The sequence below is a fragment of the Haliscomenobacter sp. genome, from assembly GCF_040403615.1.
GTDB lineage: Bacteria > Bacteroidota > Bacteroidia > Chitinophagales > Saprospiraceae > Haliscomenobacter.
This window is the reverse complement of the sequence record NZ_JBBAKG010000086.1, coordinates 1-26733: the sequence shown is the minus strand read 5'-3', so window position 1 is coordinate 26733 and position 26733 is coordinate 1. Positions and strand designations below refer to the sequence as shown.

Below are 26733 nucleotides of genomic sequence, written 5' to 3'. Positions count from 1 at the left end.
TTTGCCAGAGGATTAGATAAGTAAACGTTTCATTTCAAGTGTCTTATCTAATCCTATGGCTCAAGAAAAATGATCACTTATTTTTGCCCTACTGCTAAGGTACTGAAACCTAGGTTGAACAACAAATCTGCCTGCGTTAAAAACGTGTTAAAAACTCGCCTTCAATGTACTAAAGTGCAATGCGTACCGAAACGTTATGTGTTCCACTCCATACCTTGGAAGCACGGTAAGCATAATCCACGCTAATTTTGGTGTTCTTCTCCGTTTTGCTCAAAGGGAAAGTTACCGAGCCACCGGCACTCAACCCTGTATAAAGGGGCTTTTGGATGGGATCGGCCACATTCAACTCTGCTTTGTAGGCCGCCCGGAGTACGAAACGCTCGTCAAAAGCATATTCTGCGCCACCACCGAGGTTGTCGCGTGAAAATGAGTTGGAAGTAAAGTTGCCCAAAACGGTAAAACGGTGTTTTTCCAAAAACAGAATGTCGTAAGATGCGCCAATATTCAGCATAGAAGGCAATTCAAAACTTGCTCCGCGTTGGTCTACGGTAATGTCATAAGAACCACCATTGGGGCTGGGTCTTTGAATAGAAAGGGCTTCTCCACGATAGGTCATGGGTGAACCGATGTTGCGCAAACTGATCCCAAACTTGAAATTGTCTTGCTCTCCAGTTACGTATTGAATCCCGGCATCGATGGCAAAGCCGAAGGCAGATACGTTGGCCAAGGATTCAGAAACTGCCCGGAACAGCAAGCCGACCGAAACTTTGTTTTCAAATTCATGGGCATAAGAAAAAGCCAGGTTGAAAAAACTAGGTGAATAGGTTCCTCCGGTTCCTTCGGGTTGGCCCGCGGTGGTTATATCAATTTCCCCAAAATCAACCGCCATCAAACTCAAGCCCATCACGCTCTTTTTGCCCACTTTGGCACACACCGCGGCAGAACTCAAATTGATTCCCGTTCCTTGCAAATATTGGGTACTGCCAAAACCGAAATCCAGCTTATTGATGCGCGCCATCCCGGCTACGTTCAGGTTCATGGATTCGACGCCACGCACCAAGGAGGTGCTCATGCTGTGCAATCCTGCGGTACGGGCCCAAGGATCCATCAGCAATTCGTAAGCACCCGCTTCGCCCTGACGGTCGGGATTACCTGCCTGGCCTGCGCCAAAACAAAAAAGGGTCAGGAAGAGAGAGAAGTATAATTTTTGCATAAAATCGTTTGTTTTAATGGGGAAGCGAGAGCCGAAAGTACAATAAGTACTCCCGACTCTTGCTTCCTTAAAGTCCAGATGGATCAAACTTCCGGTTGACACCAAACCATTTTATCGTACGTTGTCCAAGTTCTCCGGCATCTACATGAATCAGGTATACCCCACTGGAAATGGGGATATTCTTGTTGTTTTTGAGATCCCATTCCAGGTCGGGCGTGATCTGTTGTTGTGGAATAGCCCGGTTGTTGCCTCGGGGTGCTTGTCCTACCTCATCGCGGCGGTACTGGCGAATAAACTTGCCATCCAGCGAGTAAATCGTAATGACACACTTGGCCGGCAAATTGGTTATTTTCACGGTAGTGGTAAACTGAGATACCTCGTAGTCCGAAAATCCGTAGTATGGATTTGGCGTAATTTTAATCAGGGCCAATGCACTGTCTACCCCACGGCGGCTCAAGTCTTCGGCTTGTTTGCCATCAATGCGGAAGCGGTAAACCGGGTATCCTTTCTCTTTGAAGCCCGTAACGCCAGTGCGGCGATCCACTTGATAAGGATTGGTCACCCGCAATTTTACCACTACATCTTCAGGGATCAAACCATCCTTGTAGGATTTGAAGTTCACTCCCGGTCTTGGCAAAATCAGGCCAGCCCAGGAAATGTCTTTCAACACCCGGCCTTTGTTGATGGGGCTATTGTTGGGGCGCAACTGGCGGCTCATCACTTTGCAACTGTCGTAAGCGGTGCGCATAACGTACACAAAATGCTGTCCACCTGCAAAGTATGGACCAAGGTTTCCGGTGGTAGAATTGCCTATTTTGACCAAATTATTGGGGTTAAACATCATGTCTCGCCCAACGTTGATCAATGGGTCATTGGTACCGCCGTAAACTGAGTTTTCCCCAAAAAACACATTGAGTCGTTGTCCGGTTTCAACATCGATGGCATAGCCTGGAAACCAGCCAAAACCGACTCTGGAAAGCGCAGGATCTGGATTGGTTTCTGGATCGGGTCGACCGTCATTGTTGGCATCATCTTTGGTGACGTTGGCTCCACCTCGCAAATCAAAATGTCTACGGATCGTGGTTTCACCGGCTGCCCGTTCGGTTTCAAAGCCTTGCAGTGGGTAGAAGCGATTGGCGGATTCAACCACCACACAACGGCTCCACAAGCTTTTATTGGAGGTGAATACTATATCCACGTTGTTGACATCAGCAAGCTTGGTTTGCGTACGCAAAAACGAGCCTCCCGATAAGTCCGACCAGGCAGGGGTGATGTATGGTGTACTCTGGTTATCTTTGTTGCGGAAATTGGTGATAAAGTAGGGAACAAAATAACCAGGGCCTATATTCGTCAACGCTTCTTTAGGATCAAGCAATTGATCTGGCTCTCCATCTCCGGTTGCCACAAAGTCGAATACTTTGGAATCGAATTCGGTAACCCCTCCAGAATATTCATCTTTTATCCCAAACATCCAGGGGGTAGCCCCTGAGCGCAGGTATTCTTCTTCGTAGCCAATTTTTCCGTTTTGACTGTCTTTGTCCGTACCTGGTTCGTTGGTTTGGCCAATCGAAATGGAAAACCCATATTCCTTGACAATTTGCTCATTGAGGTCATCAATGGATTTTTCTGACCGAATCACGCGGCTATTGGCTACTGACAAATTGCGCAGTTCCCAACGTACGGGAGGATCAAAACGATCATTGTTCAGGTCATTGTCTACAATACGCAATTCAAATTCGCCATTTTTTACTTCCAGTGGGTTGAAGATTTTCACCCCAATTGGCCCGCGACCAGCGCGGTAGGTGATTTCTGGTTTTTGGGCAAAAGTACCTTGAATGATGGCATTGCGGGTGTCTGTGTTTATGTCCAAAAAGTTGTTGCCAGTACCTGCTCCGGCCAAACGAGTTATTACCGCGCCTTCGCCGTAAGCAGCATTCAGATTGCGGTCGGTAATGGGCCGGGGGACGACAGTATAGAAAGGATTGAACCCATCGCCAATGTTGCGACGCCCTTCGAGGTAAGGTCTGCGTTGACCCAAAATAAGCTTCGGATCAAAAGCGCGGTAATTGTTATAGGCATAGGCCACCGCCAGGAAGTAGTATTTCTTGTGGTTGACCAGGCGGCGGTCACCCGAAGCAAACTGATCCTCGGTAATGCGGAAGGTATGCTGGATGCCTCGGTCGCCGCCCTCTACCTTCAGTTCGGGGGTGTAAAAGTCGGAACCCGTTGGGTTATCCACCGAACGCCAGTTGAATACCCTGCCTACTCCATTTTTGACGTCTACCTGATAAATCAATCGGGCTTTGTCAGGATTTTCCAGGCTGGATACGGATACATCCGAACCAGCCAATTGATAAAGCTTATAGCCTTCAAAACGGAATAAACTGTCGGCTACCCCAGCAGGAACCTGTAGCCCTCGTTGTGCGTAAGCTTCTCTGGCGTTGTTGGAGGTAATGGTATCATTGGTAAACACCGCAATGATCTCCTTATCCATCTCAATAAAATCTACGTCTGGAGCATCCGGGCCATCGGTCAGTTCAAAACAATTGTCGAACAAGGCCTGGGCTATGTCATCGGCTTCCAATAACTTGGAGATATCCGGACATGGATATTGCTGATCAGCCACCCATACTGCTCCAACGATCAACTCGTTCAAGGCACCGGGGTCGAGGCGGAAAGGCCCAGAAGCTTGAATGGTGCGGCGGTCGCCAAAAGGAATATCCGCAGAACACATCGTCCAACCTCGGGTGTTATTGGGTGTATCCGTAAAGGCGTATTTGATCGCTGCACCATCCTGGTAGGCATCATCTCCAAAGGTAAAAGGTGTACCATCTCGCCATGAACCAGATAAATAATTGTAATATTCTTGCGCATTCGAGGGGTCTGTCGTACCCGGTGAAGGGCTACCCACAGCCTGGTTGTTGTAATAGGTAAACGACGACATACCAATCTCCTCCCCGTTTTCATCCAGTGGCCCACGGAAATAATCTATCCCCAGTAGAGGAATTTCATCACAATAGGTATTCACTGCGCCGTTGCAGGTACAACCCGTGGTGCCATCCAGCGCGTCTTCGTTGTAAATAAAGGCCAGGCTTCGGGAAGTATCACAGCCAACGTAATCATCGGTAAAGCAACCCAAATCGGGATCAACCCACATGGCGAAATAGGTAGAATCAATACTTTCTACCGCGCGATTGATCAACTTATACCGCTGAAAGGTCATGTCGTTGATTTCATCATTGGTGGCGTAGGAAAAGGCTTGTACCTGTACTTCCATCTGGATGGGGTCACCTTTTGATTCTGCGTGAATGTTTCCAGCATCGTTGTAGACCCAGAAAATCATTTCGTCAGGAAACTGGGGCTTGTCCAAACAACCCCGCACTTCGATAACCGGGAAATCGCCTAAATCCGGATTGTAATTACCATCTCCATCCTGATCCCAAAAACCGGCCAAACCCTGTCGGGTTGAGGGCAACGAAAAGCCGTGAATTTCTTCAAAAAACTCGTTGCCTGAAGCCGGCCAACCTTTTATATCCCTAGGAATTTGATCAGGGTTATAGGATTTGCCTGCTTTTACTGCCGCATTCCAATTGCGCAAATGCTCCCGAATGCTTTCCCCTTTGACTACAAAAAAACGATCCCATTTTGAGCAAGTCTCTTTGTTCGTTTTACCATTGGAGTTCAACGGGCCGGGAAAAAAATCAAATTGGCGTTCGGAACGGCCGTAGGTCTGGGCAGCCAATTTCAGGTTTCCCGCAGGGTCTACTCCACCCAGCCAAACGGCACCGGCAAAAATGGAGGAAACTTCAGGGAGACCGGGAGCTACTTTGGGCACTACATAGCGTCCATCATTGCTGTCCCACCACACGTCTCCGCCAGTGGTGAGGCGTGCGCGTACGTTATTGATGGCTTGATCAATCTGGGCCACGGCATTGTTGCAATCCTCTAAATAACGCAGCTCCGGCTTGGCTGGAGTTGGTCTTTTTGGATTGTTTTTCCCGGTGTGATAAGCCAGTGCTGAGGTATTCAGTAAAGCCAATCCACAAAGGGCCAACAGCCAGGATTTCAAATGTCGCATATTCGATAAATATTTACTAGTCAAAATATTGTGTCTTTGAGCATTATGAACCAAGTACGATTCTGCTTAAAAATTATAAATGGCTCCGATGTAAATTCTCCGAGGCAAAGTGTAGAAGCCTGGATTAAGAATCGCCCATTGATAAGAAGCCAGGTAAGATTGAACTTCACGGGCAGAATTCTCAATATTGCGCAGCTTGTCCTGTCCATTGGCAGATTCAATAAAACCATCATCCGTTGGAGATCCTGTGACAGGATACACGTTGAGTACATTTCTTCTATCCAAGAGATTGGAAACCCGGCAGTAGACGTTCAAGCCTGCTCCTTTTTCAAAGACAAAAGTCTTATCAATCCGTGCATTGAGCGTGAAAGTCCAAGGTTTGCGGGCACCGTTGATCGAGCCAATGGTTTGGGATCCTCCCAATTCAAGAGGCGTTCGTCTAGCCGTGTAAGGACGGCCTGAAACAGCAATTGCCTGAAGGTTGAATCCGGTATTGGCCAAAAATCTGGGCACATTGGCCTGTCCAGGATCTAAGCGGTAATCAAAATTGAGGTTGAGGCGGTGGCGCTCGTCATAGTTCAAAGGAAAAAGCGTGCGCAAGTTGCCCCGACTCGTCAAGCCTCGCTGTGAGTTGGCATCAGAACCCGTTCCGTCTGCAAACTGTAAGGTGTAGTTCGCATTGAGCGTAGCATTCGAAGTGCGGCGCAGCTCGTATTCAAAGCTAAATCCTTTTACCGTACCAAAATCCAGGTTATCGTAAGTTGTGTACTGCGTGATGATGGGCACAGGGAAGAAAGTACGCAATTGAATCCAGTTGCGGATTTCTTTGTAATACGCAGAAACTTTCAGTTTGGATGATTCAGTCAGTTTTTGCTGAAAGCCTACTTCATAGTCAATCGTACGTTCTGGCTTGAGGTTGGGGTTGTTTTTGATTGCCCCAGGATTGTCCGTAAAATAGAAATAATCTACGGCTGTGGCCAGGGTGTTGGTTGCAGGCCGCTGCACCAGGATATCGTAATGCGCAAAGAAGTTGGCGTCTTCAGAAATTGGAAATGAAAAGGCCAAACGAGGCATAATGTTGATTTGCGCTTTGTAGTCTTCGAAGGAGGCATCGGGGTTGAAATCACGCGATTTGATGTAATTCGAAACCTTGGATGCATTTTCATCTTTGTACTTAGGAAAAACCAAACCACCCGAGAAAATCTCGATCGGGCTGTTGACCGGAGTGCCATTAGGGCGGTACCATTGGTCGCCATTCCGATAGGCCTGTACAGCAGTTCCAGCATCGTTGAGGTAAACCTTGTAATCATCGCCGATGCTGCCTGGGCGAGTACTTCCAAACTGGTCGTGGTATTCACTTGCACCCATGATTTCATACAAGGAATAAGGATCTTTTAGCACTTTGGTATTGGCATCGTAGCGATCTACGCGTAAACCCAAACGGAAGATGATGTCGCGGAACGTAAATTTATCCTGGATATAAAAGGCAGAATAAATTGGGCGATTGGGAGCTACTGGAAAAGTACGTACGCCATCGGCATCGGTTGCGGTAAAGAAATCGTTGAACGTCCCATCAAAAGGCTTGCCAAGGTAATCGTAGCCAAAATAGCGGATGATGCCCTGATCATTGAGTTCTTTGGCAGAAAACATGCTCAGGCTGAGATCCCGAGGATCCATTCCATCCACGTTGACATATTCAGTCAGCGGAATGTTGTTTTTGGCGCGGATGGATCGGTAAAACTTGTTGTCTTCGTTTTGCGCAATAGACAACTGGCGAAGGTTCAGATTCAACGGCTGACCATTCACCGTGTCTGAGATGGTACCAATGTTTGCAGCACCATCTACAATACCAAGGATGTGGTTGTTGGCTTGTTGGCGGGCAATGTTCCAGAGGGTCTGAGGAGCTACGATGTAACCTCTGTCAGTGCGTTGCTCGTAAATAAACCCGAGCTGAATGTTGTGTCGGCCTTGGTCGGAGTTTCCTGGCACTAGGTCAAAATTGGTACGTCCGTGAAAAGTATAGAGGTCGCCATTGCTAAAGCTGGCCTGGTTGTAAATCGAGCCGACATTGCTATTGAACCCCCATGAAGAGGTGAACACATCAGAAATTTGTCCATTGGGTGCCACAAAATTAGTCAAAGCAATTACCGATCCAGCATCTTGTACCCCTGGGATAAAGATCCGCCCGATTTGGGAATTGATGGTTTCATTGGCCGTCAAACCCATTACGTTGTTGTAATTGGCCAACACCGGATTGGCCGTCCCAGCGTTGTAACCTCTTAATACTTGACGATAATCGGTGTGTTGCAACACATTTTGCTGCGTAGCCCGGTCAAAAACAAAGCTAAAGGTGGGCACCCATTCAATGTCAAATTTGCCCACATAACCGTAGTCAAAGTAGTTTTGTCCATGGCGGGAGTCGGCAACGTCTCCTTTGGTTTTTTCATACCCAAATTGCAAGGTGTAGGAGGCATTTTGAATCAGTCCAGTGCTATTGCTTTGGTTGGCTCCACCACCAGATCCACCCAAGCGGTGCCGGAAACGAAATACGCTGCGGTAAGAAGTATTGTTGCTAACTGGGTTGTTTTGACTGTTGAGCAAGCGCCAGCCACCGGGTGTGAAATTGTCTTTTTCATCAGCATAAGATCCACTAAAAGATACATCGATGGCTTTGGTCAATCGCGCATCCAACTTTCCCGTAACGTCAACTCGGGTGTATCGCTCATTCGGGCGAGTACGCAAGGTATTGGCATCCTCTTCATTTAAAAAATCAGCATTGACCAAAAGAGAACCATCTTTTCTAATGATTGGATTGGCTTCCAATTCTTTCAGTTTATCAGGTTTTACTTGATAAAGGGGAACTGCGGAAGGGTTATCGTCCAATTGATCGGTATAGCGCCCGGAAAAGCGGTAACCTAGTAATGAATGGCCTTTCTTACTTTTGATGATCGGGCCACTCAGGTTGATGCCTGCCAGCGTATTGCTGAATTTATCGAGGTATTTGGAGCTTTCGACTTCGGCACCACCTGTAAATGTATTTGCTGGGCCTTTGGTCGTGATGGAAATAATCCCTCCAGTTACGTCGCCATACTGGGCTTCCATCCCTCCAGTGATTACCTGGAGTTGTTCGATTTCGGTTTCAGGAATCAAATTGCCCCGTACCCGAATACCGTCGATGTAATAGTCGGTATTTGTGGTACGCGAACCGCGAACCGTAAGAGCTTTGCCTTCATCGGAAGAGGCCAAACCTGCCGAAGTAGCTGCCAGCGCATTGATGTTGCGGGTAGGCAGGTGGCGAATTTGATCGCTGGTAATGACGGCACCAGAAGTGGTGTTGTCTTGTTCGATCAAAGGGGTACGGTATTGAGTGATGGTTACCGCATCCAGCACGATTCCACCTTGAGACTCCATTTCAATCTCTACTTTATTGGCCTTACCGGCCAATACTTTGATGTTGGCAATGCGGGTTTCTTTGTATCCCAGGAGATAAACCTGCACATCATAGGTTCCGGGGTCGATATCGGGAAAGTTGAAATTGCCTTTTTCATCCGAATCCGTACCGGTAAGTTGTACGCCATTTTTAAACAGTGCAACCGAACCAAAAGAAACGGGCTCTTTGGTTTCTTTATCGGTGACTTTACCGTTTAAAGAAGTCTGGGAGTAAGACAGCGTTGCAATGCCAAACAACAATAAACAACACAGGAGTAATTTATGCATCATATGCAGGGTGTTTTCCACTAGAAGTTAGAATGGCGATAAAGTTAAGACTTTATTAAAAAGTTCATCTGATAATGTCCGACAATTCCTGTTTTTCTGTTTACGGTTTTAGCGTTTATAGCAACATTCCTGCATTTTGTCGATAATTGCTCGAAGAGACCGAAAAAAATCCCAACTTACATGCAACTTTTGACACGCTTTATCGTCTTTAACTGTATAATCATCCGGCTGACTTGCCTGAGAGCTTTGATTTAACTGAACAATAACGGCCTTCCAACGAGTTTTCAAACTCGGGTTGTTACAGTTTTTTCTGGCTTATAACCGACCAAATATTTCCAACGTTTACATCTGTAAGCACTGCCTTGCTTTTTTTCAAGTCAGCACAAAAAAAGAATGGATTGTTGAGCATTAACCCAACAACCCTTTCTTGAACTTATGTGCAAGAATTTAAGAGAGTTTTTTCATACTAATCCGTATTGGCATGCCACGCAGTTTTGCGTGGCATCTTTTTTTGCCAAAAGATGTTTTGTTCCTAATCCGTTGCAAAAAAAGTTTCAGAAGCTGACACTTTTTAACCAAAAATTGTAAGTTTTGTGATCTTCAACTCCAGGATTTGACCTACTTTAGAGCGATCAAAACCTCATATAAATGCTTCGTACGTTGCTTCCTGCGCTTTTTTGGGCGTTAATTATCCTCTACCTTTCTGCTCATCCCCAAATAGGACTTCCACAACCTTGGTGGGGCATTCAACCCGATAAAATTGGCCATGCCGGGGCTTATGCATTATTGGCTTTCTTTTTACAGTACGGCTTCCGAAAACCCTATGGCCCTGTTCTGTTGGGAACGGGTTACGGTATTTGTATCGAATATCTACAGTATGCCTTTTTTTATGGACGTCAATTTGATGTATTAGACATGGTGGCCAACCTGGTTGGATGCTTGATCGGAGTGGCTCTTTTTCCTTACTTTTCAGGTATTTTGCCTTTCAAGCGCAAATAATTCGGTCGGACATCAACACATCGACACCTCAAATCGTTTTTTTATGAGTCATTCTTTTATCTTTAGCTTTACTATTTTACAAATTAAACTTAAGCGGTACCAATGAGAAAGATGTGGTTACTGGTAGCGATGCTGCTGCTTTGGATGGGATGGGCAATGGCGCAAGATGCCAAATTGGCTCAACAATACTTGGCTGATGGAGAGTTTGAAAAAGCCGTAGTGCTTTTTGAAAAATTGTATGCCCAAGACAACGACAATGAGTACTATTTTGACCGGTACACGGAATGCCTGATGGAATTGCAGCGGTACGAAGATTTGGAGCGCAGTCTTGTAAAACAAATCCGCAAGCGCCCCAGCGACAGCCGCTTGTACGTCAATTATGGCCGCATGTACGAACAACAAGGCAAAGAAGAGGATGCCAAAAAACAATACCGCAAAGCCATTGATCAACTCCCTAAAGACCGCTATGCCGTAAGCAAATTGGCCAATGCATTCAGTGCTGCCAACAAATACGATCTGGCTGTAGAAACCTATGAAAAAGGAGCGACCATGCTCAATGATCGGCAGTTTTTTTCGTACAGCCTTGCCGATTTGTACCGCCGCAAAGGGGATGTAGGCAAAATGATTGAACAATACCTCAACAGCCTGGATGCTTACCCCGAGCGCGTAGACAATATCAAGAGTATTTTTCAGCGCTACCTCTCCGCTGAAGACATGAATGTGTTGCAACAGCAATTGTACGACCGCATCCAAAGTTCCAGCAATGCAGGTTCCATTCAATACATTGACATGCTGGCTTGGGTATTCTTGCAAAAAAAAGATTACAAAAATGCCCTGCGTCAGGTTCGTGCCCTGGATAAACAACAGAAAGGAGACGGTTTGAGGGTTTACCAATTGGCGCAAATTGCTGCCAACGACAAAGATTATGATGTAGCCATTGACGCCTACCAATATGTGATCGATAAAGGGGCGGGTAACCTTTTTGTCACCGATTCAAAACAAGAATACCTGCGCTGCCGTCGAAATAAAATTGTAGAAGGGTACAATTTTACCAAAGAAGAGCTGACTGCCCTCGAAAAACAATACGAAGCGTTCATCAATGAATATGGGAAAAACCGAAATTCTGCCTCACTCATCATGGAGTTTGCCGATTTGGAAGCCATTTACCTCAACAATCTGGACAAATCAATTGCCCTCTTATCCGAATTGATTACGCTCCCGGGAATAAGCGCGTCCATGCTGGGCCAGGCCAAACTGAATTTGGGCGATTATTACTTAATGAAAACGGAGGTTTGGGAATCTACTTTGTTGTATTCACAAGTAGATAAAGCCTACAAAGACGACATTCTGGGGCATGAAGCGCGTTTTCGCAATGCCCGCCTTGCTTACTATTCCGGGGATTTTGAATGGGCCCAAACCCAGTTTGACATTTTAAAAGCGTCTACGGCCAAATTGATTTCCAATGATGCCTTGGACATGTCGGTGTTTATCAGCGACAACCTGAATATGGATACCACCGAACGCGCCCTCCGATTTTATGCTGAAGCGGACATGCTGATTTTTCAAAATCGATTCAATGAAGCATTCAGCAAACTGGATAGTTTGATCAAGGAATTCCCCAATAACTCGTTAGAAGATGATGTCTGGTACCTGAAAGCAAAAGTATTTGCCAAAAAACGCGATTATGTTCAGGCTGGAAAAATGTACGAAATGATCCTGGAGAATTACCCTGATGAGATTCGCGCCGACAATTCACTTTTCGCGTTGGCCGAATTGTACGAGAATGAAAATCAGCTCAATGACAAAGTCAAAGCTTCGAAATTGTTCGAGCGACTGTTCATTGATTTTTCAGGAAGTACCTTTGCGGTAGAGGCGAGAAAACGTTACAGACTCCTGCGTGGAGATAAAATTCAATAGGAGTGATGAGCGGTGAATTAGGAGTGATGAACAGTGAAGAAGAAGTAAATCTTCTTGGTCTTCATTCAGCACTCCTAACTCACCATTCACAACTCATCATTATTTCAGACGTTTTTCGTCAGAAACCGTCAGCTTGTGACGACCTTTTGCACGGCGTGCTGCCAATACTCTACGGCCATTCTTCGAGCTCATACGAGTGCGAAAGCCGTGCTTGTTGGCACGCTTACGACGGGAAGGTTGAAAAGTCCTTTTCATTTTATTTGCATTTATTGTGCCATCGGCTCTTAAAAAAGTGGGGCAAAAGTAGGAGTTAATTTGGTAATGACCAAATCTTTAATCCTATAAAAAACTTCTTGCCGTGTTAATTCTGATCTTAGTAGTGGGGCAAAAATAAGTGTTTCATTTTCACTGAGCCAAAGGATTAGATAAGAAACTTAAAATGAACCGTTTACTCATCTAATCCTTTGTCAAAATGAAACACTTATTTTTTTATCGCCCTTAACTCAGACGGTCATGATGTCTTTTTCTTTCACCTTGATCAGTTCATCTGATTGGGCAATGTATTTTTTTGCAAGATTGTCGATGTCTTCTTCCATTCTTTTTCCCAAATCTTCAGGAGAACCATTTTTTACGGCCTTCTTGATTTCTTCAATCGCATCCCGACGGCCACCACGGATTCCAACTTTGGTTTCTTCCCCTAAGCCAGCCGAACGCTTGACCAAATCCTTGCGACGTTCTTCCGTAAGCGGCGGAATCGACAAACGGATAATGATGCCATCGTTCATGGGTGTTACGCCCAGATTTGCTTCAAAGATCGATTTTTCAATCGGTCCCAGCATGGACTTTTCCCAAGGTTGGATGACGATGGTACGGGCATCTGAGGTACTTACATTGGCCACCTGACTCAGCGGAGTAGGAGAACCGTAATAATTGACCGACAAGCCAGTAACCATTGCTGGATTCGCTTTACCAGTGGTGATTTTTGACAATTCGATTTTGAGGTGCGTCAGGGCTTTGTCCATTTGCTCCTCCGCAACTTCCATAATTAGATCAATTTCCTCTTGCGTCATACGAGTATTTTTTATTGCGAGTGCAAAAATTGTGAAAATTACTGAAAAAGAAAAGACAGAAAAAGGAAATGAAATGCATTTTTCCTTTTTCTGCCTTTCCCTGGTTCGAATGCCCAGAAATCAATCTATCAAATTAAAACCAGTATACTTGCGCAACACTTCAGGAATAACAATTCCCTCTGGGCTTTGATTGTTTTCCATAATGGACGCCACAATCCGTGCGAGTGCCAAAGCACTACCATTAAGCGTATGTACCAAATGCATGTCTTTGCCCTCGCGGAAACGCATTTTCATCCGGTTCGACTGGTAAGTCTCAAAATTGGATACTGAGCTTACTTCCAACCAGCGCTTTTGTGCGGCGCTCCATACTTCAAAATCAAACGTAAGTGCAGAAGTAAAGCCCATGTCTCCACCACACAAGCGCAGAATGCGGAAAGGCAAACCCAATTTGTTGAGCAATCCAGCTACGTGCTCCAACATTTCCATGAGGGTTTCATACGACTTATCGGGACGAACAATTTGTACAATCTCGATTTTGTCAAACTGGTGTACGCGATTCAATCCACGTACATGTGCGCCATATGAACCAGCCTCCCGGCGAAAGCATGGCGTATAAGCAGTCATTTTGATTGGCAAGGCAGCAACATCAAGAATCTCATCGCGGTAGATATTCGTAACCGGCACCTCAGCGGTAGGGATTAAGTAGAGGTTATCCAGGGTTACGTGGTACATTTGCGCTTCTTTATCGGGCAACTGTCCGGTTCCCCGCGCAGAATCTTCATTGACCATTAAAGGAGGAATGATTTCTTCATATCCGGCCGCACTTGCTTCATCGAGGAAAAAGTTGATCAGCGCACGTTCCAGTTTTGCTCCTTTGCCTCGGTATACTGGAAAGCCAGCACCAGTGAGTTTTACACCCAATTCGAGGTCAAAAACTTTGTATTTGGCGGCCAACTCCCAGTGCGGCAATGAACCTTCACCCAAATCGGGTAGCGGTTCTGGCCCAGGACGAAAAATTTCGTTGTCTTCTGGAGTGATCCCTTCTGGTACTGATTCGTGCGGAATATTTGGAATCGTATAAAGTTGTTGGGTGAGCTGATCTTCAGTTGCTTTCAGTTGGTCTTCAATTTCAGCAGAACGATCCTTCAATCCAGCTACCTGGCTGCGAAATTGTTCGGCTTCGTCTTTTTTGCCTTGCTTCATCAACCCACCAATCTCAGCGGAGAGGCGATTGCGATCGGCATTGACCATGTCCATTTCTGTTTTAAGGCTTTTGCGGGCTTCGTCGAGCTCGAGAATCGATTCAATGGCCTGAAAAAGATCCTCTTTGGCGTTTCTTTTCTTCAACCCGGCCAAGACGCGCTCCTTGTTGGCTCGGATAAAATTTACTTGTAACATAGTAGGCGTGGTGCTTGAAAGGTAATGGCAAAGTTCTGTTAAAAACTTTAATGGTTACTTTTTTACAAAGATAGTGCGTGGAATTAAAAATAAATGTATTTTTGTGGCATAACAGCACACCTCTTTCTTTCTATAGCACATAAGTTTGGTGTTTTCCTACTTCGTAAAGAGCTGCACAGTCCTCCACTATACCTCCTTAAACACACAATAAATTTCGTTTTTAAGGGTTTTGAGAGGAGGACAACTTCTGATTTTGCTATACACAAGAATAATTCGGTGTCTACCGGTCAATGACTAGTAACGGGTAAGCAAGTTTATCTTTTTTACTGGCCATCTACCAATTTTTAGGGTTACGTATCAAAATTCAAACACTTGTTTTTTTTGATTCCGCTATCTCCACCCACATCTGCCACGATTGTATTAACTTTTCAAATAACATTCATTTACCAAGTCTCGAAGCAAGCAAGCCATGGCTTCTGCTTCAATTTCAAAAGAAGCCTTTTCAATTATGTTCGATATTTTGCAATTGAACGACATGTTGGTGCCAGAACTGAGAGAGCTCGCCGAACGATTGGGCATCCAGGGCTACCGAAAACTCAACAAAAAAGAACTCGTTTACAAAATTCTGGATTACCAGGCCCTTGCTGAAGGTTCGGAGCGCCCTGCTTTCGAGCCAGGAGAAGATCTTGATATTCCCGCCAGCATCACCAGCCGGGAACAATTCCAAAATGAGTTGTACCGCCCGGATGATGACAAAGTCTTCGTTCCCAATTCAACCACCCCTGACGACTCAACTTCTAAACAGCCACCCGCAGGGGAGGAAGACGAAGACGATGATGCAGCAGATCGCAACAAACGAACCCGTCGCAGGGTAACCCGCGAAGAATTAGAACAACAACAGGCACTTACGCGTCGTGATCGCGATATGCCTCGCCTGGAACGCACCCGCGATCGAAACGAACGCGAAGAGCGGCCTAGAGATGAGCGTCCAACTAGGGATGAGCGTCCAGTCCGCGACGAAAGACCTAGCCGCGATGAGCGCCCGGTAAGGGACGAACGCCCAGCTAGGGATGAGCGTCCAGTCCGTGACGAAAGACCTAGCCGCGATGAGCGCCCGGTAAGGGACGAACGCCCAGCTAGGGATGAGCGGCCTACCCGTGATGAGCGCCCCACGCGGGATGACCGCCCCACGCGTGATGATCGGCCAGAACGGAATGACCGTGATCGTCAGGAAAGGACTCCTCGCTTTGAACGTGACCGCAACGAACGCCCTAGTCGCGACGACCGCGACCGCTACGACCGTGGCGGTGACAGAGACCGCGATCCTCGTGACCGTGACCGCGAACCAGAGCGCGAAAGAGAACGCGAGCCAGAAAGAGAACGCGATCTTGGACGTTTTGAAGATGCTCCAGAGCGCCGTCAGCCAGCCGCAGAAGAATTCGAAGATTACACCCAAGAAACAGAACGTTTCGACATTGAGTTGGACGGTATCATCGAAGGGGAAGGTATCCTCGAAATGATGCCCGATGGCTACGGATTCCTGCGTTCTGCCGATTACAACTACTTGACTTCTCCCGACGATATTTATGTTTCTCCTTCACAGATCAAGTTGTTTGGTTTGCGCACTGGAGATACGGTTTGTGGCGCGATTCGCCCTCCGAAAGAAGGAGAAAAGTATTTTGCCCTCTTGCGGGTATCAAAAATCAATGGCCGTGATCCTCAGGAAATCCGTGATCGGGTACCTTTTGATTACTTGACGCCCTTGTTTCCAACGGAGAAATTGCGCTTGATCAGTGCCCCGGGTTCCAAAAATATTGGCAACCGGATGATCGACCTCTTTACCCCCATCGGTAAAGGACAGCGGGGCTTGATCGTGGCTCAGCCAAAAACGGGTAAAACCTTTTTGTTGAAAGACCTGGCCAACGCCATCGCCAAAAACCACCCCGAGTGTTACATCATCGTACTATTGGTGGATGAACGCCCGGAAGAAGTTACCGACTTCAAACGCAGTGTTCATGCGGAAGTCGTAGCCTCTACCTTTGACGAACCAGCTGAAAACCACGTGCGGGTTGCAGGCATTGTACTTGAAAAAGCCAAGCGCCTGGTAGAATGTGGCCACGACGTAGTGATCATGCTCGACTCGATTACCCGTCTTGCCCGCGCTTACAACACCGTTGCACCTGCCTCTGGCAAGGTACTTTCGGGTGGTGTGGAAGCCAACGCATTGCACAAACCCAAGAAGTTCTTCGGCGCAGCCCGGAACATTGAAGGGGGCGGATCGTTGACGATTTTGGCAACGGCCTTGATTGATACTGGCTCGAAAATGGACGGCGTAATCTTTGAAGAATTCAAAGGTACCGGCAACATGGAATTGCAACTAGATCGCGGTTTGGCCAACAAGCGCCTTTTCCCTGCGATCGACCTTACCAAATCCAGTACCCGCCGCGATGACCTGCTTTTGGACAAAGATACCCTACAACGGATGTTTATCCTGCGCAACCACCTTTCGGACATGAAGCCGGAAGAAGCCATGGAGTTCCTGCGCAAGCACATGAATATGTCAAGCAGCAACGACGAGTTCTTGCTGTCGATGAACGGATAATGAGTTAAATAGTTTGGGGTTGAAAAGTTGAAAAGACGGCTCAATCCTACGGAACGATAATAAAGGCTTTGTGGTTAGAGATAACTGCAAAGCCTTTTTTATATTTATGCTACTATGAATTTAGCAGAACTTCGCCAATCCAATCATTTATTGCTTGAGGGCATCAGCGGCAGCCGAGCTTATGGGCTGGATGTGCCTGGATCCGACACCGATTACCGAGGCGTGTTTATTTTACCCAAAAAGAAGTTTTATGGCTTGTACTACACCGATCAGGTGAACAGTGCCACCAATGACGAGGTGTTTTACGAACTGCGCCGTTTTGGGGAGCTGCTGTGCAAAAACAATCCCAACATCCTGGAAATGCTGAACATTCCCAGTGATTGCGTCGTGTATCGGCATCCCCTCTTTGAGCGGTTTCAACCCGACGATTTTTTGTCCAAATTGTGTCGAGATACCTTTGCTGGTTACGCCATTACCCAAATCAAAAAAGCCAAGGGCCTGAACAAAAAGATCCACAACCCGCAAGAACCGGAGCGCAAAACACCGCTGCACTTTTGTTATGTCGTCAAAAATCAGGGTTCTCAGCCCTTATTGAATTGGTTGGCTGAAAACCAGCTCCGGCAAGAACAGTGCGGCCTGGTCAATATTGCCAACATGCGAGACATTTACGCCCTCTTTTATGATCACAATGGAGATTTGGGCTTCAGCGGCATCATCCAAAAAGAAAGCGCCAATGAAGTGGCATTGAGCAGCGTACCGAAGGGTTCCAGCCCGATGGCCATCCTGTCATTCAACAAAGATGGCTACTCGACCTATTGCCGAAGCTACCGCGAATACTGGGACTGGGTGAAATTGCGCAACGAAGCCCGCTACCAAAACACCCTGGAGCACGGCAAAAATTACGATACCAAGAACATGATGCATACCTTCCGCTTGCTGGATATGGCTGCTGAAATTTTGAGCGAAGGCAAAGTAATCGTTCGCCGCCTCAATCGGGAAGAGCTATTGGCTATCCGAAGGGGGGATTTTATGTACGAAGATCTGATTGCAAAAGCGGAGGAAAAAATTGCCCACATCAACGAATTGTACGAAACCTGTACTTTACCAGATACGCCGAATCAGGAGAAGATTGAGGCGTTGTTGTATGAGGTGCGGGAGGAATTTTATTAAATGGACTGAAAGCTACTATTGGATCCCAACTTTTTCCCTAACTTTCCTATCCATTCAATTACCTAACCAATGAAGCACCCAATACAGCTGGCAATTCTATGCCTTTTTTTGACCCAAGGAATCGCCATTGCCCAGGGCACCCGCCTGCTCCGGCAGCCCAGCGTTAGCGACAAGCAGATCGTTTTTGTGTACGCCGACGACCTTTGGCTTGTAGACCGAGAAGGCGGTGAAGCCCATCGCCTGACCACCCATGAGGGCACCGAAAGTTTTCCACATTTTTCGCCTGACGGCAAAAGCATCGCCTTTACCGGGCAATACGATGGCAATACCGATGTATTTGTCATTCCCACCGAAGGAGGGGCTCCCAAACGTCTGACCTGGCATCCTGGCGATGATGTGGTACAAGGCTGGATGCCCGATGGCAAATCGGTGCTGTTTCGCTCGGGCCGAGCGGGTGTGCCTACGCGCATCAATCAGTTTTACAGCATTTCCGCCGAAAGTGGCTTTGAAAAAATGCTGCCCATTCCGCAAGCCTCTTTTGGTGAAATCTCCGAAGATGGCCAATACGCCGCCTATCAGCCCATCACTTTTTGGGATCCAGAATGGCGCAATTACCGGGGCGGACAGGCACAACCCATCTGGATTGTCAACCTTAAGGATTTTTCCTTGATCCAAACGCCGCAAACCGACCGCGAGCGGCACACCGATCCGGTATGGTACAAAGGGCAGGTCTATTTCCTCTCCGAGCGCGATTATGCCAACAATGTCTGGCGTTTTGACCCCAAGAGCAAAGACCTGAAGCAAATCTCTTTTCACAAGGATTTTGATGTAAAAAGCATCGACGCCTGTGCCGACCGACTGGTTTATGAGCAAGGTGGCTATTTGCACTTGTTGGATCCACAATCGGGCAAAGCCAAACAATTGAACATTCAGGTCAATGCTGACCTCAACTACGCCCGCCCTCGTTGGGAGGATGTACCTGCTACGGGCCTGCTCAATGCCTCGCTTTCGCCCACCGGGCAACGCGCCTTGTTTGAGCATCGGGGCGAGATTTTCACGGTACCCAAAGAAAATGGCGATTGGCGCAACCTCACCCAGTCGAGCGGCGCAGCTGATCGCTACCCCGCCTGGTCGCCTGATGGCCAAAAAATTGCCTGGTTCAGCGATGCCAGCGGCGAATACCAACTGATGATCGGTGATCAGGCAGGTTTAGAAAAGCCCCGGGCCATCGCCATTGAAAAACCTACTTTTTTCTTCCGTCCGGCCTGGTCGCCCGATGGCAAATTCATTGCTTATACCGATACCCACTTGCGGCTTTGGTACATTGAAGTAGCCAGTGGTGCCATCAAAAAAGTGGACAGCGAGCCTTATGCCCATGTAGTGCGCACGATGAACCCCAGTTGGTCGCCTGATAGCAAGTGGATTGCCTATTCAAGGTTGTTGAATAACCTGTACAAAGCCATTTTCCTCTACAATACAGAAACCGGGAAAAGCTACCAAATCACCGATGGGATGGCCGATGCCATTACCCCGGTTTGGGATGCGGGAGGCAAGTACCTGTACTTTTTAGCCAGTACCGATTACGCCCTGAGCAGTTCCTGGTTGGATATGAGTGCGTACAGCAATCAAGTCAATCGAGGTTTGTATGCAGTAGTGTTGTCCAAAAAAGATGCCTCACCATTTTTGCCCAAAAGCGATGAAGAAGAGGCCAAAACGGAAACCAAGGCTGAAGCTGGTGCAAAAGACGCCGCAATTGCCGTCAACGTTGACATTGACGGCATTCAACAGCGGATTTTGCCCGTCAATGTGCCTTTGCGCAACTACACCAGTTTGATTGCAGGGCTCAAAGACTACGTTTTTTATCAGGAAGCAGTGCCCAATCAGCAGGGCACGACCCTGCACCGCTACAATTTCAAAGACCGCAAGACGGAAGTTTTCCTCAGTCCGGTCAATTCTGCCGTTACTTCCCATGACCGCAAGCAACTGTTGTACAATGGCGCTGGCTCCTGGGGAATTGTCAAAACCGATGGCATTCCTAAAATGGGCGATGGCAAATTGACCCTCAATCTGCAAACCCAGGTAGATCCGCAAGCAGAATGGACACAGATTTTTAGGGAAGGCTGGCGTTTTCAACGCGATTTCCTGTACGTCGACAATACCCACGGCGCACCCTGGAACGAGGTATACAAGTGGTACCGCCCCTGGATCGATCACGTCAAACACCGCACCGACCTGAACTATGTGGTGGACATTCTGGGCGGAGAGGTATCCGTTGGGCATTCTTACACCAGTGGAGGCGATTTTCCGGATGTAAAAACTGTACCGGTAGGCTTACTTGGTGCCGATATCGAAGAAGTGAATGGAATGTACCGGATTGCCAAAATTTATACTGGCGAAAGTTGGAATCCCGATTTGCGGGCACCTTTGGCAACGCCGGGTATCGATGCCCGAGTAGGCGACTATATTTTGGAGGTCAACGGAAAAGCACTCAAAGCGCCACTGAATTTCTTCAGCTTGTTTGAAGGCACTGCCGATAAACAAATCAAACTGCGACTCAATCAATCACCAAGCCAGGAAGGCAGCAGGTTGGTACCCGTCATTCCTTTGGCCAATGAGGGCCCATTGCGCTCGCGAGACTGGGTAGAAGGCAACCGCCGCAAGGTGGATTCTCTTTCCAAAGGCCAATTGGCTTATGTGTATGTGCCCAATACGGGCAACCCTGGCTTTACCTATTTCAACCGCTATTATTTTGCGCAGCAAGACAAAAAAGGGGCAGTAATTGATGAGCGCAACAACGGCGGTGGCTCGGCAGCAGACTACATGGTAGACATCATGGGCCGGCAATTGCTGGGGTATTTCAACAGTCGGGTGGAAGGCCATCGCCCATTTACCCAGCCGCAAGCGGGCATCTGGGGGCCAAAGGTGATGATCATCAACGAAAGAGCAGGTTCGGGTGGAGACCTCCTCCCCTACTTGTTCAAGCAAATGAACCTGGGACCACTTGTGGGTACACGTACCTGGGGTGGCTTGGTGCATACCGCCGATACGCCAGGATTTATCGACGGTGGGCGCATGGTTGCTCCTCGCGGTGGATTCTATGATGCCGATGGCAAATGGGCAATTGAAGGAGAAGGCATCCCACCAGATATTCAGGTAGAGCAAGCGCCTGCCTCGGTGGTGAAAGGCAACGACCCCCAATTGGAGCGCGCCGTACAAGAAGCTTTGAACCTGATGAAGACCAAAGGTGTTGTTTTGAAACCGGAGCCAGCGGCACCGATTCGGTACAAGAGGCCGGGTAAATAATATGGGAATCTATCGTGTAAATGATGGATGAATATAATTATTTTTCATTCATCATTTACATGGTATGGCTTGAAAAGCGTTTGTTTTTTGAGCAGAAAACCCTTAAATTTGTAAAAACGGAGATTCAATGTCAGCCCACTTTAATACCATTGAAAGAATGTTACTTCAACTTGATCAAAAATACCTTGATCAAGTTGAGACCTATCTTGAATACCTTATGTTTTTGCAACAAAAGGAAGCAGAGCCTATCAACTCTATCTCTGAGGCTAATGAACATCCTTCGTTAGAAAATAAGCGTTTACAACTCTTCAGACAGTTCAAAGGGGATGCACCGTATCCTGATTTAAACATCTCGAAGTACGATGTTTATGAACAATAAAATTTTCCTTGATAGTTCAACTCTTATTGAATATCGTAAAGGCAACCACATTGATTTTTTTGAAAATATTGTTGGTAATTCTTTATGGTTTCCCTGTATCAGTCAGATTGTAGTTAGCGAATACCTATTCCATCATTTGGGCGTTTTTGGAGGGAAATCTCCATTAAGCATCAAAATGTCAAATGGAGTAAAGAGTGTTATTGCTATTAAAGATCCTACTTTTTTTTTAAAGCAGTTCGAATGGCTTCAAGATCATCCTACAATGGGTGCTTTGAGCATTAAACTTATGGAGGCTTACAATCTTTTACCTAACGACGCGCTCATTTTATCAATTTGCAAAACCTATGAGATTAAATTTTTGGCAAGCCATGATCCAGATTTCAAAGATGCTTGTTCTTCAGAAGGTATTGTTCTTTTTGGCAATTTTAGTGAACTTAGTACATACGAGAATTCGCTCTGATTATGCATCCAACCATCCATGAACTCACCACCTACCTCGAAACCATCGCACCTTCCCATTACCAGGAAGACTACGACAATTCTGGGTTATTGGTTGGAGATCCGCAGACTGAGATTACCGGGGTGATGATTTCCCTTGACGCAACCGAAGGTGTTATTGACGAAGCAGTAGCCAAAGGCTGCAATCTGGTTGTATCGCACCATCCCATTATTTTCAGGGGTTTGAAACGATTGACTGGCCGCAATTACGTAGAGCGGGTGGTGATCAAGGCCATTCGGGAAGGGGTGGCACTTTACGCCATTCATACCAACCTGGACAATGTACTCCGCAACGGCGTCAATGGAAAAATTGCCGAAAAACTGGGGCTGGAAAATACCCGCATCCTGGCACAAAAGCCATTGCTCAAAAACGGTTTGCCCGCGCCTGACCCCGAAGTAGGTTCAGGAGTGATTGGCGCATTACCTGTATCCATGACCGAGTACGACTTTTTGCAACTGTTGAAAGATACGATGAAAGTGGGCTGCATCAAACATACACCCTTGCGTGGTCGGATGATCCAATCCATCGCTGTATGCGGTGGTGCTGGTGGCTTTTTATTGCCCCGAGCGATTGCTGCTGGTGCAGATTTTTTTGTAACTGCCGACTACAAATACCACGAGTTTTTTGACGCCGATGGCCAAATTGTCATTGCTGATATTGGACATTATGAAAGTGAGCAATTTACCATCGATTTATTGTACGAGATTATTTCAAAAAAATATAGTAACTTTGCGCCCTATTGTACGAGCGTGAATACCAATCCCGTTCATTATTTTTAACAACAACCAAACATGGCTAACGAAATTACTGTAGCAGAAAAGCTAAAAACGCTTTATCAGCTCCAACTCATCGACGCTCAAATTGGTGAAATTGAGGTGTTGAAGGGCGAACTGCCCATGGAAGTAAGTGACTTGGAGGATGATATCGTTGGTTTGGAAACCCGCCTTGAAAAGACGGTAAACAGCGTTAAAGAACTACAAACCACAATGTCCCGCTACGTTGCCAATATCAAGGAAGCGGAAGCTTTGAAGATCAAATACAAGACGCAACTCGATAACGTAAAGAACAACCGGGAATACGAGGCGCTGACCAAGGAATTGGAGATGCAAGACCTTGATATCCAATTGGATGAAAAACGCATCAAGCAGTCCAAAATGGACATTGCCAAGCAGGAAGAAAGCCAGGCCAATACGGAAGAGCGCCTGAACAAGAAGAAAACTGATCTGGAAGCCAAACAAGTCGAGCTCAACGAGATCATCTCAAAAACTGAGCACGAAGAGAATGCCCTGCGCTCCGAATCAAATGCAGCCCGGGAGCACATCGAAGAGCGCCTGATCAAAGCTTACGATAAAATCCGTTCCTCTTACCGCAACGGCTTGGCCGTGGTTACGGTTCAACGCGATTCTTGTGGTGGCTGCTTCAACAAAATCCCACCCCAAGTGCAATTGGAAATTTCCATGCGCAAGAAAATCATCGCTTGCGAACACTGTGGCCGGATTCTGGTAGACGACTTGATCCTTACAGGTGATAAAATTGCGGAACACGCTGAAGTAGGCGCGTAATCGCAAAAAATATTTTGTTACAAAAAAATCGTGATCAGTGCTTCAGTGCTGGTCACGATTTTTTTATAGCCAAAAGTAAAATGATCTATTTGATCACTTTTACTTCACTTACCTGCAAAATGTCCAGTTTGCTCCCTCCCAAATGGGCAAAAGCCACCACACTGCAATTTTTTTCAATCCAGGCAGCAGGTATAAAAAAAGGATAAGTACGCGTTGCTTTCTTTTTGCTTTTCAAGTCTGTACCAATCGGTTCTCCATCAAAAGGGGTGAGCATGTCTCGCAGATTATGCCGATGGGAATAAGTGCTGGTTTTGCCGTCAGGCGTGAGTTGAGCATCTACAATATTGTCTTCGGTGAGCATCACACTGAGTCGAATGTCTTCTTGTGGCAAGCTTTGCAAAGATTCAACCTCCACATTGACCTGTAACCCTCGGGTAATGGCGTTGTAGGTTGTACTTAGAGATACCTCTACTACAGGAGGAATGGCCAATTCCTGGGCGATAAAACCTGGCCATTGCGAGCGCCCAAGCTGCAAGAAAAACTCTCCATCGAATAATTTCCGGTTAACCACTGCTGAAGGATAACCCAGGGGTTTAACCAATAAATTGATGATGCCGTCTCCTTCAGGGGTACGAAAATCATACTTGCTATCGGGATAAGGTGGGGAGAATGACCCGGCATGAATGCCTACCGAAATCAATTGGTCTTTGTACAATTCCCGCAGATTGAGTATTTCAACGGTACCTGCTGGGCAATTCACGCAACGCACGCCTGTAAACTCTTCAATTAACACCCGACGCTTGACATTGCCCGAGTTGTTGCCGGGTTCAAGCGGCGTAATTACGGGCGGAATTTCTTCACAAGCAAAAAAAGCAAAAGCGAACAAAAGCGAAATAAGGAAAGGGCGCATATGATGGTCTTTAATTCTGGTCAAAATTCAACTATTTTTGGGTCAAAAGCCAATGAACCCTGCGAATTTCCCCCGTTTTGTCCCCACCTTGACTTCTTAAAGGTATTTCTGAAACCAGTCCAAAGGCCAATTCCAGGGCATCTGCCGACAAAATGGGTGATTTCAGGCATTTCTTGAGGTAAATACTTGAATATTCCTATCTTTAGCAGCAGGTCTACTGTCTGTTGAGCAGTAGCATCTTTATGCAAAAAATTTACTGACATTTTACGGGTTAACGTATGAACAAAGGATTTTTTGGACACCCCGCGGGTTTGTCCACCCTATTTTTTACCGAAATGTGGGAGCGTTTTTCTTACTATGGAATGCGTGCCATTTTGATTCTGTTTATGACCGCCACAATTGCCGACAAGGGCTTGGGGATAGATCCCCAAAATGCGGGTGCGATTTATGGTTTGTATACAGCAGGCGTCTATCTTTTGACTTTGCCTGGAGGTTGGCTTGCCGACAATATTTTGGGACAGCGCAAAGCCATTTGGTACGGAGGCATCCTGATTATGATTGGCCACCTTATTCTGGCCATACCGGGCAGTCCGGGCATTTTTGTGCTGGGATTGGTATTTGTTGCCTCTGGAACGGGTTTACTCAAGCCCAACATCAGCAGTATTGTTGGCGATCTTTACCCCGAAGGAGGTGCACGTCGGGATCAAGGATTTTCCATCTTTTATATGGGCATCAATCTAGGTTCATTTTTTGGACAGATTGCAGTTCCAATTCTTGCGACCTACAACTGGCACTGGGGCTTTGGCGCTGCTGCGATTGGGATGTTTATAGGACTGATTCAATTCAGATTGACCCAAGGCAGCTTAAATGACCTGGGCTTAACCCCCAAGCTCAAGGAAGAAACCAAGGAAAAGAAAGGATTGCGCAAAGCCAATTCGTCCTTAGCGGGAATTTTAGCCCTCGCTTTGGTGGTATTTTTGGTGATCTTGCAATATACACATGTCATTGATCTGACTACAGCAACAGGCATTGCCCAAGCTGTAGGGGTTGTCATCGTAGTTATTACTTTGTTTTACTTTTTGTACATCATCGTAGCAGGAGGATTAGACCCCGATGAATTGAAAAAAGTGCTGGTCATTTTCTTTCTTTTTGTTGGTGCTGCACTATTTTGGTCGGGCTTTGAACAAGCAGGCTCTTCGTTGAATCTTTTCGCCCAGGATTTCACCAATCGAATGGTAGGTACCTGGGAAATGCCGGCCGGGATGTTGCAAACCGCCAACTCCCTGGTGATCATTTTGTTTGCGCCAATTGTAGGCTGGATCTGGGTCAAGTTGGCCGCCAAAAACCTTAATCCCAATACCCCCATCAAATTTGGTATCGGGATTATCTTGATGGGTCTGGGCTTTGTGGTCATGTATTTTGCCGCACAGATTGCCGCTACAGGTACCAAAGTAGGAATGGGCTGGCTGTGGTTTACCTTTTTCTTACACTCCATCGGAGAATTGACCTTGAGTCCTGTCGGATTGAGTGCAACGACCAAGCTTTCTCCCAAACGCTATGTTGGTCAGATGATGGGCATCTGGTTTGTTGGGGCATCCCTCGGCAACCTGATTGCAGGTTTGTTTGCCGGAGGGGTTGATGTAAAAAATCCAAGTCAAATGCCAGGGCTTTTTATGTCGGTAGTCATCTTCGCGTTTGTTTCCGGGGTATTGTTCATCGTTTTCAACCCCATCCTGAAGAAGTGGATGGGCAATGTGAACTAACAGTAATTCCCATAGCAATACATACAAACACCGGATGGTCTGACCTGGACTTATCCGGTGTTTGAATTTTAATATGACGCAAAAAATTAATTCCCGATTTTTTGAGAGGCTTTTGAATAGAAAGCTCACTTGAAATGAACCGTTCGACTTCCT

At 46.7% G+C, this 26733-nt stretch carries 18 protein-coding genes; 10 read left to right on the top strand and 8 right to left on the bottom strand.

Going from position 1 to position 26733, the window contains the following annotated elements; all coding sequences use genetic code 11:
• Positions 1-169 precede the first annotated feature (169 nt).
• From ABW391_RS21890 to ABW391_RS21880, 3 genes are all read right to left on the bottom strand, one after another.
• The gene (locus ABW391_RS21890) at positions 170-1213 is read right to left on the bottom strand and encodes a PorV/PorQ family protein (RefSeq protein WP_353484052.1); all 1044 of its coding nucleotides are present in this window, start codon (positions 1211-1213) and stop codon (positions 170-172) included.
• A 67-nt stretch (positions 1214-1280) separates the two neighbouring features.
• Positions 1281-5291: a hypothetical protein gene (locus tag ABW391_RS21885; RefSeq protein ID WP_353484051.1), complete on the bottom strand. Its 4011-nt coding sequence runs from the start codon at positions 5289-5291 to the stop codon at positions 1281-1283.
• A 66-nt stretch (positions 5292-5357) separates the two neighbouring features.
• Positions 5358-9011, bottom strand: coding sequence for a carboxypeptidase regulatory-like domain-containing protein (locus ABW391_RS21880; protein ID WP_353484050.1), 3654 nt, complete (start codon positions 9009-9011; stop codon positions 5358-5360).
• 645 nt (positions 9012-9656) lie between these two features.
• Here ABW391_RS21880 and ABW391_RS21875 point away from each other — a divergent pair.
• Together ABW391_RS21875 and ABW391_RS21870 are read left to right on the top strand one after the other, a co-directional pair.
• Complete coding sequence (locus tag ABW391_RS21875; protein WP_353484049.1) at positions 9657-10007, top strand: VanZ family protein; 351 nt, start codon at positions 9657-9659, stop codon at positions 10005-10007.
• A 102-nt stretch (positions 10008-10109) separates the two neighbouring features.
• Positions 10110-11924, top strand: a complete 1815-nt coding sequence (locus ABW391_RS21870; protein ID WP_353484048.1) for a tetratricopeptide repeat protein — start codon at positions 10110-10112, stop codon at positions 11922-11924.
• 99 nt (positions 11925-12023) lie between these two features.
• Here the strand turns inward: ABW391_RS21870 and rpmH are convergent, their stop codons facing one another.
• The 3 genes from rpmH to serS all read right to left on the bottom strand — a co-directional run bounded on the left by rpmH (position 12024) and on the right by serS (position 14392).
• Complete coding sequence (gene rpmH / locus ABW391_RS21865) at positions 12024-12179, bottom strand: 50S ribosomal protein L34 (RefSeq protein WP_353484047.1); 156 nt, start codon at positions 12177-12179, stop codon at positions 12024-12026.
• Between the two features lie 248 nt (positions 12180-12427).
• A complete protein-coding gene (gene frr / locus ABW391_RS21860) occupies positions 12428-12994 on the bottom strand; it encodes a ribosome recycling factor (protein ID WP_353484046.1) in 567 nt (188 codons plus the stop codon).
• A 120-nt stretch (positions 12995-13114) separates the two neighbouring features.
• The gene (gene serS / locus ABW391_RS21855) at positions 13115-14392 is read right to left on the bottom strand and encodes a serine--tRNA ligase (RefSeq protein WP_353484045.1); all 1278 of its coding nucleotides are present in this window, start codon (positions 14390-14392) and stop codon (positions 13115-13117) included.
• Between the two features lie 508 nt (positions 14393-14900).
• Between serS and rho the strand changes: the two genes are divergently transcribed.
• From rho to ABW391_RS21820, 7 genes are all read left to right on the top strand, one after another.
• Complete coding sequence (gene rho / locus ABW391_RS21850; RefSeq protein ID WP_353484044.1) at positions 14901-16994, top strand: transcription termination factor Rho; 2094 nt, start codon at positions 14901-14903, stop codon at positions 16992-16994.
• A 114-nt stretch (positions 16995-17108) separates the two neighbouring features.
• Positions 17109-18164 (top strand): DNA polymerase beta superfamily protein, encoded by a 1056-nt coding sequence (locus ABW391_RS21845; RefSeq protein WP_353484043.1) that lies wholly within the window; start codon positions 17109-17111, stop codon positions 18162-18164.
• 69 nt (positions 18165-18233) lie between these two features.
• Complete coding sequence (locus ABW391_RS21840) at positions 18234-21467, top strand: S41 family peptidase (RefSeq protein WP_353484042.1); 3234 nt, start codon at positions 18234-18236, stop codon at positions 21465-21467.
• A gap of 127 nt (positions 21468-21594) precedes the next feature.
• A complete protein-coding gene (locus tag ABW391_RS21835; protein ID WP_353484041.1) occupies positions 21595-21846 on the top strand; it encodes a hypothetical protein in 252 nt (83 codons plus the stop codon).
• Entirely contained in the window at positions 21836-22306 is a 471-nt protein-coding gene (locus ABW391_RS21830; protein WP_353484040.1) for a type II toxin-antitoxin system VapC family toxin, read from the top strand. The genes ABW391_RS21835 and ABW391_RS21830 overlap by 11 nt, the downstream gene beginning before the upstream one ends.
• Before the next feature lie 2 nt (positions 22307-22308).
• Entirely contained in the window at positions 22309-23124 is an 816-nt protein-coding gene (locus ABW391_RS21825; RefSeq protein ID WP_353484039.1) for a Nif3-like dinuclear metal center hexameric protein, read from the top strand.
• Positions 23125-23136: 12 nt separating this feature from the next.
• Positions 23137-23907, top strand: a complete 771-nt coding sequence (locus ABW391_RS21820) for a zinc ribbon domain-containing protein (RefSeq protein ID WP_353484038.1) — start codon at positions 23137-23139, stop codon at positions 23905-23907.
• A gap of 85 nt (positions 23908-23992) precedes the next feature.
• On the opposite strand, the gene ABW391_RS21815 is transcribed toward ABW391_RS21820, so the two are convergent.
• Positions 23993-24817 carry an Omp28 family outer membrane lipoprotein gene (locus ABW391_RS21815; protein WP_353484037.1) on the bottom strand — a complete coding sequence of 275 codons (825 nt, stop codon included), beginning with the start codon at positions 24815-24817 and terminating at the stop codon, positions 23993-23995.
• A gap of 278 nt (positions 24818-25095) precedes the next feature.
• Here ABW391_RS21815 and ABW391_RS21810 point away from each other — a divergent pair, with 278 nt between their 5' ends.
• A complete protein-coding gene (locus tag ABW391_RS21810; protein WP_353484036.1) occupies positions 25096-26580 on the top strand; it encodes a peptide MFS transporter in 1485 nt (494 codons plus the stop codon).
• On the opposite strand, the gene ABW391_RS21805 is transcribed toward ABW391_RS21810, so the two are convergent.
• On the bottom strand, positions 26540-26733 hold a 194-nt coding region (locus ABW391_RS21805), incomplete at its 5' end, for a hypothetical protein (protein ID WP_353484035.1). The two genes, ABW391_RS21810 and ABW391_RS21805, sit on opposite strands and share 41 nt — an antisense overlap.